Raw genomic sequence first — 10,715 nt, 5'->3', positions numbered from 1 at the left:
GTGACACGTACATATCGATCGAAAACCTCACCGGCTCCAAATTCAACGACACGCTTTCCGGCACCAACGGCGTCAACAGCATCATCGGCGGTCTTGGCAACGACACCATTTTTGGGCTCGGCGGCAATGACAATCTGTTCGGGCAGAGTGGCAACGATGTCCTGATCGGTGGCACGGGCGCGGATAAACTTGACGGCGCTGCGGGCAGCGACCGTGCCTCCTATGCGACAGCCACGGCCGGCGTAGTCGCGAGCCTGACAACACCGGCCAGCAATACCGGTGACGCAGCGGGTGATACGTACATATCGATCGAAAACCTCACCGGCTCCAACTTCAACGACAAGCTGACCGGCAACAATGGCGTCAACAGCATTATCGGCGGAAACGGCAACGATACGCTCTTCGGCCTCGGCGGGAACGACAGCCTTTTCGGCAATGACGGCAACGACACTCTAATCGGCGGCGTGGGTGCTGATACGCTGTCCGGTGGCAATGGAACGGACACGGTTTCGTACCAGACGGCAACGACCGGAGTGGTCGCAAACCTGACAAACACAGCTGGTAATACCGGCGATGCAGCGGGCGACACCTATTCGTCGATCGCAAACCTGACCGGTTCCGCCTTCAACGATACGCTGACTGGCAACAGCGGCGTCAACGTCTTGATCGGTGGCAATGGCAACGATACGCTGAACGCCCGGGCCGGCAACGACACGATGACCGGGGGCAACGGGAACGATACTTTCGTGTTCGACACGGCGCTCGGAGCCACCAACGTCGACACGATCACTGACTTCAGCTTCGTCAATGACACGATCCGGCTGGATAATGCCATTTTCAACGCGATCGTCGGTGTCGGCGTGCTCAGTGCCTCGCAGTTCGTCGCCAACGTCAGCGGCACGGCCAGCGATTCGAACGACCGCATCATCTACGAAACTGATACCGGAAAACTGTTTTACGACGCCAACGGCAATGCGGGGGGTGGATCGGTGCAGTTCGCCACTCTGTCTGCAGGCCTTGGTATCACCAACGCGGACTTCTTCATCTTCTAGTAGGGATGCAGCCGCCCCCTGCGATCGGACCGAACACTCAAGGCGCTGGCCACCGGCGCCTTGAGACCGAAAATTGGCAGTCGCCGTCGGCTTTCAGACAACTTCCAGCTCCATTTCGCCTGCCGTACGTGTCAACCGCCTCCATGATCACCATGCTGTGTCCTGGCTCTGGACATAACCAACTCTTCGTTGTATTTCTCGCGTGAAATGGCGCGGTAAAAACAATTTAGAGATTAGTAATTGCTATTGAAAAATCATATCATCGTGAATGACGTTGACGGTATTCTTGCCACTTCAATCAAGGACGGCGCGGAACGCCTTCTTCTCTACTTCGGGGGAGCAGGTGCTTCCAACATGGCAAGTATGCGCGGTATTGCCCCGCTCTTGGCGCACAAAACGAACACTATTGTACTCCTCGATCCAAATCGGGGTTGGTACAATCTTTCGATTAGGGGGCTGTCTCGTGATGCCGACGATCTGGTCGAGCAATTGGCCAAACGCATCGGATCGTTTCCGCGGCACATGATAACAGCATGCGGATCGTCTATGGGGGGGTATGCGGCGCTATTGTTCGGGCTGAAGTTAGGTGTCGGCCGCATCGTTGCCTGCGCACCTCAGCTCATGTTGGACCCGCGCTTGCCACATGCACCGAAAGTTCCGGTAAAATACGATGCTATTGCGTCCTTGGTGGCCAATGCGCCGAAAGACACCCAGATCGATATCTGGTACGGGGCGGAGAGTTTTACCGACCTCTATAATCTTCTACGCCTGAAGCCTCGGGAGAACCTCAACATTCATGCCGTTCCTGGCGCCATGCACAACGTTCTGGCAACCATGAAACGTCGCGGCGAGCTTCCCGCGTTCTTCAAATACGCAGCTATGGGTAAGCCATTCTCTACGAAAACGGTCAAGATGCCCGCCGCAGCAACGGCGCCTGTAACGGAGGCCGGGCATCTCTTCTACGTTCATAAAAATTACAAGGCCGTGATAAAAACGCTTGAGCCAATTGCTGACGAAGTCGGGCTTTCAGCGTTGTACGTGGCGCTAGGCGATAGCTTTTCCCGGCTCCGAGATTATGAAGCCGCGCGATCGAATTTCGAGCGCGCCGTTGTCTGTTCCCACGAGAACTATGACGCGCACTATGGGCTCGGATTGGTGCTGGAGAAGCTGGGCAAAGACCGGGCCGCCGAAACTTCGTTCAGGAAGAGTCAGGAATTCTTTCCATCGCGGGACGGAAAGCGCTTTGCAAAGCTGGCCTCCGTGCAATATCGAATCGGCGCCATTGACGACGCTATGCAGAACTACAGCCTGGCGTTGGAGCTAACGGATTGTCCATCGCGCGTTCACTATGAGATGGGCTTGGCGCTTCTGCAAAAGAAGCGCCACCGCGAAGCGCTGCATCATTTCGAGCGCCACCAGGATACTCACCCCAGTTTCAAGCCGACACTGACGCACATTGCTCGCCTTAGGAAAGAATTGAACGCTTAGAAAATATTTCTCGGATGGCGCAAGGATTCGCTATCGCCCGGCGCCGGCTCGACGATTGTCTGCCGAGAATTCGATGCAGTCATATCACCTGGCCTCTCGCAATCGCCCCTGACAACGAAGCGCTTTCGGAGAGCAACGCCAGCGAAAACGATAGCCTTGACTTTTTCAGGGGGATGCCGAGTGCTGGTGCGATGAAAAGCCTCTACCCGCCGCGCTCTGGCCCACTATCATCTCTCCAAATGCAGCCGTCCGCGGAGCGCGGCGCATGACGACCCTGTTTAACCTTCCCGGCTGCTGGTCGCGCCGCAGCCGCCGCCTTGCCCTTCTGACGCTTGCGGTGATCGGACTGGTGACAACATTTGCCCAGTTCCCGGCCTGGTCGCTCGCCGATCTGCGTGCCTTCGACTATCTCTCCACCATCGACGACCCCCGCCCGCCTGCCGACGGCCCTGTTGTCGTGGCGATCGATGAGCCGTCGCTGGCCGATATTAATGCGCAATGGCCCTGGCCGCGCGAATTGCACGCCCGGCTCGTCGAAAGCCTGCGCAAGGCCGGTGCCAAGGCTATTGGCCTCGACATCATTTTCGCAGAACCCTCCAACCCGGTCTCCGACGGCGCGCTCGCCAGGGTGCTCGGGCCGGATGTCGTGCTTGCGGGCGACGAGAGCCTGATCGTCACGCCGCAGGCCGACCAGCTTCTGCGCACCACGCCGCTGCCGGCCTTCACCGAAACCGGTGCGGTAACGGGCATTGCCTCCATTGCGCTAGGCGGTGACGGGGTTTTTCGCGATCTGCCTGGCTATGACGACGGTTTTGCCATGGCGCTCGCCCGCATCGTCGGGAAAGAGACGGTGCCGCCGGCTGGTAAACTGCTGCAATCCTTCGGCCCGTCGCGCAGCTATCCGACGGTTTCCTATTATCAGGCGCTCGATCCGGAAAATATGCTGCCGAAGGACATCTTCAAGGGACGGGTGGTGGTCGTCGGCCTTAGCCTGCAGAACGCGCCGGCGCTCAATTCCGGCGGGGCGGATGCCTTTGCGACGTCCTACACCCTTCATACCGGCCAGCTGGTGCCCGGCGCGGAGATCCAGGCGACGATTTTCGACAATCTGACGTCGGATGTCGCCATTACGCGCGCCGGCACGCCCGTCGCCATCGGTGCCGTTGCGCTTGCGGCCCTGCTTTCTGCCGTCATCGTGCGCAACGCGACCCGCTGGGAGACCATTGCGCTTGGCTTATTTGCGGTGGTGGCGATCGGTCTCGTCAGCTACGCGCTCATTCGCACGGCGAATGTCTTTGTTTCGCCGATCGGCCCGACGATCGCCCTGCTGCTGGTCGCGGCCGGCCAGACGGCACTCGACTATGCAGAAGAACGGCGGCGGCGGCGCGAGATCGTGCGCGCCTTCTCGCAATATCTGTCCCCTGCCCTCGTCGAGCGTCTGGCGCGCGACCCATCGCAGTTGAAGCTCGGTGGCGAACGGCGAACGCTCTCGATTCTTTTCTGCGACGTGCGCGGCTTCACCACCATTGCCGAGGCGTTGAAAGACGATCCGGAGCAATTGACCGCCCTGATCAACCGGCTGCTGACGCCGCTCTCCGACATCGTGCTCAAACATGGCGGCACGATCGACAAATATATCGGCGACTGCCTGATGGCCTTCTGGAACGCACCGCTCGACGATCCGGAACACGCCCATCATTCCGTCGCCGCCGCGCTGGATATGCTGGATGCCATGGCGGCGCTCAATGCCGAGCTGCGCGCCGAGGCGGCCGCCAACGGCACCACCTACCATTCGCTGCGAATCGGCATCGGCATCAACACGGGAGATTGCGTGGTCGGCAATATGGGCTCCCTGCAGCGATTCGATTATTCCGTGCTGGGCGACGCGGTGAACCTCGCCTCACGCCTCGAGGGGGCTTCGAAGATGTATGGCGTGCCGCTCTTGATCGGCGAGCAGACGGCGCGGTTTGCCGAGGCGGATTTTGCGGTGCTGGAACTGGATCGAATTACGGTGAAGGGCCGAACGACGGCTGCGCCCGTCTACACCGTCGCGCGCAGCCTGCCGGAAGAGATCAAGGCACTGCATGCCCGGCTCGTCGAAGACAAATATGCCGGTGATCTCACGGCAGACGACACGCGCTTCGACACGCTTGCGGAGGCCGCCCCGGCACTCGCCCCCTACTATCAGACCGTACGGTCCGGCCAGTTCACCGGCGGAGCCTGAAATTCACTTCGGATGAGTCGGTGCGAATTCAGCGACGAGTTCGTGTTTTTCGCCGGGATAGGTCAGCCGGACGTGGGTGATGTAGACGCCGCCGCTCCAGGTTCGGCGTTCGACGACGAGACAGGGTGTGCCCGGTGCGATCGCCAGGAAACCGGCGGTGCGGCTATCGGCACCGACCGCACGGATACGGTGTTCGGCAGCACTCCAGGGAACGCGGCTCATCAGCCAGGCGCCGGGGGCGATCGCGTCGAACGATTCGTCCGTGACCTCGGGCACCGCGGCGAGGTTGATCAGGCGATCCTCCAGGCAGAACGGCTGGGAGCCGGCAAAATGCAGGGCCAAAATCTCCGCCAGCCGCGCCGATTCGCCGAGCTCCATGAGACGCCGGTCGGCCGCCTTGGCGGGGCGATCGACGCGCGCGCGGCGCTCGTAGCGATACGGCAGGCCGAGTGATTCGACTTCCAGGCGGATGTCATGGATTTCCAGCACCGCGGATTGGGCATGGGGATGGGTGACGTAGCTGCCGGACTTGCGACGGCGCTCGATGAGGCCGCGCTTGACGAGGTCGGTGATCGCCTTGTTCACCGTCATGCGCGAGCACTGATACTGCTCGGTCAATTCGTGCTCGAAGGGAATGCGGTAGCCGGGCGGCCATTCGCCCGACAGAATCTTGCCCTCCACCTCTTCGAGGATGCGCCGGTGCAGCGAGGGCTCCTTTGCATCGGGGCGCGTCTTGTCCTCTTCGGTGGAAATGGTCGCCTCCGCTGCTGCCGGGCGCAGATTCGCCCGGGCTTTAAAATGTCATAGGTAAGGCCGAAAAGCCTTTCAATACGTCCTCAGGCTTCGGCAAGGGCCTGCATCGTCCGGGTGAAGCGCTGGCCGATCGCCTCACGCGCCACGTGACGCCCGCCCTCGACCTGCTTGCGGCCATTGACCCAGACGCAATCGACCTCGGCACCGTTGGCAAAGATCCAGCCGTCGAGCAGCATGTCGCCGGCAAGGTCGAGGCCGTGACGGGCCTTGACGCTGACGAAGTCCGCGACGCGTCCCGCAGCAAGTCCGGCTTCGACGCCGAGTGCTGCCGCACCGCCGGCAACCGCGCCATCGAACAGCGCCCGGCCAGTGGAACCACCGGGTGCGGCCAGCACATTGCGGGCGCGATGGGCGAGCCGCTCAGAATATTCGAGCTGGCGCAACTCGTCCGGCAGGCCGATCAGCACGTTGGAATCCGAACCGACACCGAATTGGCCACCGGCAGAGAAGAACTCCGCCGGGAACGTGCCGTCCCCGAGATTGGCTTCGGTGATCGGGCACAAGCCGGCAATGGCACCGGCTTCGGCCATGCCGCGCGTCTCGGCGCCCGTCATGTGCGTTGCATGGATGAAGCACCAGCGGCCATCCACCTTTTGATTGTCGAGCAGCCACTCCACCGGGCGGCGGCCGGACCAGGCGATGCTGTCCTCGACCTCCTTCACCTGTTCGGCGATGTGGATGTGGATCGGCTTGTCGCCAGCCATGGCGACGACAGCGGAAAGCTCGTCCGGCGTAACGGCGCGCAGGCTGTGCGGGGCGACGCCGGTGATGCCTTCAGGCAGGGAGTCGGTGAGCGCACGGCAGCGCTCCAAGAGGGCAGCGTAGGAATCCCGATCGTTGATGAAGCGGCGCTGCCCCTCGCCCGGCGCGGTGCCGCCAAAGCCCGCATGAGCATAGAAGACGGGCAGCAAGGTGAGCGCGATGCCGGTCTCGGAGGCAGCCGACGCGATGCGCGCCGCCATTTCCGCGACGTCGCCGTAGTGCCCGCCGTCCTTGTCGTGGTGCAGGTAGTGGAATTCGCCGACGCGGGTAAAGCCGGCCTCCAGCATTTCGACATAGAGTTGGGCGGCAACGGCTTCCACATCGTCCGGCGTCATGGAAAGCGCGAAGCGATACATCACGTTGCGCCAGCTCCAGAAGCTGTCATTCCCCGGCCCGCGAGTTTCGGCCAGGCCCGCCATGCCGCGCTGGAAGGCGTGGCTGTGCAGGTTCGGCATGCCGGAGACGATCGTGTCGTGGCGCTCGTCGCCGGGTGCGGCGGCCACGCCCGTTTCGATGTCGGCAATGCGGCCGTTCTCGATGCGGATGCGGATATTGTTCGCCCAGCCGCCCGTCAGCAGCCCCTGCCTTGCATGAATGACGCCCACGGCGTGTCTCCCTCTCCCGGTGTGCCTGTTCGACGCCGAATTTCAAAATGGCTCTTGCGTCGATTGCGATTATGTATATACATTATATTCATCGCAGGGAAGAGGCAATCACCATGGTGGCAACGGAAAAGGACACGGTCCGCGTCTGGCGCAATGCGCGACTGGCGACACTCAAGGAAAGCCTGCCGGGGCTCGGCATCGTGGAAAACGGTGCCATTGCAGTGCGCGACGGCCGCATCGCCTTTGCTGGCCCAGAAGCCGATCTGCCGGCCGAATTCTCCGCTGCGGAAACGATCGACTGCGAAGGCCGCTGGATCACCCCCGGCCTCATAGACTGCCATACCCACCTCGTGCATGCCGGCGACCGCGCCCACGAATTCGAGCTTCGCCTTGCCGGCGCCTCCTATGAGGAAATCGCGCGGGCCGGCGGCGGCATTGTTTCGTCCGTCAAGGCGCTGCGCGCCGCAAGCGAGGACGACCTTGTGCGCCAGACCCTGCCCCGTCTCGATGCGCTTATTGCCGAGGGCGTGACGACCGTGGAGCTGAAATCCGGCTACGGCCTCGACACCGAAAACGAGATGAAGTCGCTGCGCGCCGCCCGCCGCGTCGGCGAAGAGCGTGACGTCACCGTGCGCACCACCTTCCTCGGCGCCCATGCGCTGCCGTCGGAAATGAACGGCAACAAGACCGCCTACATCGAAAAAGTCGTGAACGAGATGCTGCCGGCCATCGCAGCCGAGGGGCTTGCCGATGCCGTCGACGGGTTCTGCGAGGGCATCGCCTTTTCTACCGAAGAGATGACAAGGGTCTTTGACGCCGCCAAGGCACATGGCCTGCCGGTGAAGCTTCATGCTGACCAGCTTTCCAATCTGCATGGCGCAGCACTTGCCGCCTCTTATGGCGCACTGTCGGCCGACCACCTCGAATATACCGACGATGCGGGCGCGGCCGCCATGGCCAAGGCCGGCACCGTCGCCGTCATCCTGCCGGGCGCCTTCTATTTCATCCGCGAAACGAAGAAGCCGCCGGTCGACCTCTTCCGCAAGCACGGCGTGAAAATGGCCGTTGCTACCGATAGCAATCCGGGCACCTCGCCGCTCACCTCTCTGCTTCTGACCATGAACATGGCTGCAACCCTCTTCGGCATGACCGTCGAGGAATGCATTGCCGGCACGACGCGCGAAGCTGCGCGCGCGCTGGGCCTGGTCGATGAAGTGGGGACGCTCGAAGCCGGAAAATGGGCCGATTTCGTCCTCTGGGACATCGGCCGGCCGGCGGAACTGGTCTATCGCATGGGCTTCAACCCCATGTTTGCCCGTATCCGCAGCGGACACTGAACACGTCCCGCTGCAAAGCCGCAACGCGCTTTGCCGGATGTGCTCGAATTCGATCTTTGCGCAGCCGCGTGCTGCATCGGGAAATCAATCATGACGATCACCCTTCACCCGGGCTCCGTACCTCTCAAGACCCTTGAAACCATCTACTGGACCGGAGAGGCGACCAAGCTCGACGCGTCCTTCGATGCCGGCATCCAGAAGGCTGCCGCCCGCATCGCGGAAATCGCCGCCGGCGACGAACCGGTCTACGGCATCAATACCGGCTTCGGTAAACTCGCCTCGATCAAGATCGCTTCCGCCGACGTGGCGACGCTCCAGCGTAACCTGATCCTGTCGCATTGCTGCGGCGTCGGCAAACCGCTTGCCGAAAACATCGTGCGCCTGATCATCGCTCTGAAGCTGATCTCGCTCGGCCGCGGCGCTTCCGGCGTGCGCATCGAGATCGTGCGCCTCCTCGAAGCCATGCAGGCGAAGGGCGTCATCCCGGTCATTCCCGAACAGGGGTCCGTCGGCGCCTCCGGCGACCTTGCGCCGCTTGCCCACATGACGGCCGTGATGCTCGGCGAAGGCGAAGCCTTCTATGCCGGCGAACGGCTGCGCGGCGGTGAAGCCCTCGCCAAGGCCGGCCTTGCGCCCGTCGTGCTCGCCGCCAAGGAAGGCCTTGCCCTCATCAACGGCACGCAGGTTTCGACTGCCCTCGCGCTCGCCGGTCTCTTCCGCGCCCACCGTGCGGCACAGGCAGCACTCGCCACTGGCGCACTGTCCACCGATGCGGCCATGGGCTCCTCCGCACCCTTCCATCCGGATATCCACACGCTGCGCGGCCACAAGGGCCAGATCGCTGCGGCCGCATCGCTGCGCGCCCTGCTTGCCGGTTCCGTCATCCGCGAAAGCCACATCACTGGCGACGAGCGCGTGCAGGATCCCTATTGCATCCGCTGCCAGCCGCAGGTCGACGGCGCCTGCCTCGACGTCCTGCGTGCCGCCGCCCGCACGCTGGAAATCGAAGCCAATGCCGTGACCGACAACCCGCTCGTCCTGTCGGACAACAGCGTCGTTTCCGGCGGCAACTTCCACGCCGAGCCCGTCGCCTTCGCCGCCGACCAGATCGCCATTGCGGTCTGCGAGATCGGTGCGATTTCCCAGCGGCGTATCGCGCTGCTGGTCGATCCCGCCCTCTCCTTCGGCCTGCCGGCCTTCCTTGCCAAGAAGCCCGGCCTCAACTCCGGCCTGATGATCGCGGAAGTCACCTCGGCCGCGCTGATGAGCGAGAACAAGCAGATGGCGCATCCGGCCTCGGTCGATTCGACGCCGACCTCCGCCAACCAGGAAGACCACGTCTCCATGGCCTGCCATGGTGCGCGCCGCCTGCTGCGCATGACGGAAAACCTGTTCTCCATCATCGGTATCGAGGCCCTGACGGCCGCCCAGGGTATCGATTTCCGTGCCCCGCTCACCACCAGCCCGGAGCTGCAGAAGGTCGTGGCGGCGCTACGCACCGTCGTGGCGACGCTGGAGGAAGACCGCTACATGGCGCCGGATCTTGCCGCCGCCAGCACCTTCGTCTCCTCGGGCGCGCTCGCCGCTTCCGTAACGAAGGGCATCCTGCCGGTGCTGGAGGCGTAAGATGGCGCTGTTCGAACTTCACCAGGGCACCTCGCCCGTTATCCTCGCCTTCCCGCATACCGGCACGGATGTCCCGGCCGATATCTGGGAGCGCCTCAACGACAACGGTCGCATCCTCGCCGATACGGACTGGCACATCGAGCGTCTCTATGACGGTCTTCTGCCCGATGTAACGACGGTGCGCGCCACGTTCCACCGCTACGTCATCGATGCCAACCGCGATCCGGCCGGCGTCAGCCTCTATCCCGGCCAGAACACGACGGGCCTCGTTCCGGACACGGATTTCGACGGCAAGCCGATCTGGAAGGATGGCGCGGCACCGACCGAGACGGACATCGCCTATCGGCTCGCCAATTTCCACGCGCCCTATCACGCGGCCCTTGCCGCCGAAATCGAGCGCGTCAAGGCGATCCACGGCGTGGCGATCCTCTATGATTGCCACTCGATCCGCTCGCTGATCCCCTTCCTGTTCGAAGGCCGGCTGCCGGATTTCAACGTCGGCACCGACATGGGCCGCACCTGCGACAAGGCCATCGAAACGGCGACCTTCGAGGCCTGCGCCACAGCCGAGGGCTATACCAGCATCCTCAACGGCCGCTTCAAGGGCGGCTGGACGACACGCCACTACGGCAAGCCGGAAACCGGCGTGCACGCCATTCAGATGGAACTGGCGCAAGTCAGCCATCTCGCCACGGAAGTCCCGCCCTTCGCCCTCGACGAGGAGAAGGCCACACGGCTCCGCATACCCCTGAAAGACATCCTGAACCGTCTCGAGGCGCTTGCCTCCACCCTTCCACGCTGATCCGGG

At 62.8% G+C, this 10,715-nt stretch carries 8 protein-coding genes; 6 read left to right on the top strand and 2 right to left on the bottom strand.

Translation table 11 applies throughout. The annotated features are described in order from the left end of the window. The 3 genes from ACT6VE_RS07035 to ACT6VE_RS07025 all read left to right on the top strand — a co-directional run. On the top strand, positions 1-1,052 hold a 1,052-nt coding region (locus tag ACT6VE_RS07035; protein WP_444797883.1), incomplete at its 5' end, for a calcium-binding protein. A 240-nt stretch (positions 1,053-1,292) separates the two neighbouring features. Further along, a complete protein-coding gene (locus tag ACT6VE_RS07030) occupies positions 1,293-2,540 on the top strand; it encodes a tetratricopeptide repeat protein (protein ID WP_444797882.1) in 1,248 nt (415 codons plus the stop codon). A gap of 265 nt (positions 2,541-2,805) precedes the next feature. Next, the gene (locus ACT6VE_RS07025; RefSeq protein WP_444797881.1) at positions 2,806-4,764 is read left to right on the top strand and encodes a CHASE2 domain-containing protein; all 1,959 of its coding nucleotides are present in this window, start codon (positions 2,806-2,808) and stop codon (positions 4,762-4,764) included. A gap of 3 nt (positions 4,765-4,767) precedes the next feature. Here ACT6VE_RS07025 and hutC read toward each other — a convergent pair whose 3' ends face one another. Continuing rightward, positions 4,768-5,445 carry a histidine utilization repressor gene (gene hutC / locus ACT6VE_RS07020; RefSeq protein WP_444797880.1) on the bottom strand — a complete coding sequence of 226 codons (678 nt, stop codon included), beginning with the start codon at positions 5,443-5,445 and terminating at the stop codon, positions 4,768-4,770. A 155-nt stretch (positions 5,446-5,600) separates the two neighbouring features. Then, the gene (locus tag ACT6VE_RS07015) at positions 5,601-6,944 is read right to left on the bottom strand and encodes a formimidoylglutamate deiminase (protein ID WP_444797879.1); all 1,344 of its coding nucleotides are present in this window, start codon (positions 6,942-6,944) and stop codon (positions 5,601-5,603) included. A gap of 113 nt (positions 6,945-7,057) precedes the next feature. Here ACT6VE_RS07015 and hutI point away from each other — a divergent pair, with 113 nt between their 5' ends. The 3 genes from hutI to hutG all read left to right on the top strand — a co-directional run bounded on the left by hutI (position 7,058) and on the right by hutG (position 10,709). Continuing rightward, complete coding sequence (gene hutI, locus ACT6VE_RS07010) at positions 7,058-8,281, top strand: imidazolonepropionase (protein ID WP_444797878.1); 1,224 nt, start codon at positions 7,058-7,060, stop codon at positions 8,279-8,281. A gap of 90 nt (positions 8,282-8,371) precedes the next feature. Next, on the top strand, positions 8,372-9,907 hold the full coding sequence (gene hutH / locus ACT6VE_RS07005) for a histidine ammonia-lyase (protein ID WP_444797877.1): 1,536 nt from the start codon (positions 8,372-8,374) through the stop codon (positions 9,905-9,907). A 1-nt stretch (position 9,908) separates the two neighbouring features. Beyond that, positions 9,909-10,709: an N-formylglutamate deformylase gene (hutG, locus tag ACT6VE_RS07000; RefSeq protein WP_444797876.1), complete on the top strand. Its 801-nt coding sequence runs from the start codon at positions 9,909-9,911 to the stop codon at positions 10,707-10,709. The last annotated feature ends 6 nt before the right edge of the window (positions 10,710-10,715 follow it).

The organism is Shinella sp., from assembly GCF_052438155.1.
Classification (GTDB): domain Bacteria; phylum Pseudomonadota; class Alphaproteobacteria; order Rhizobiales; family Rhizobiaceae; genus Shinella.
The sequence above is the reverse complement of the archived record's forward strand: the minus strand, read 5'-3'. Positions and strand labels throughout refer to the sequence as shown.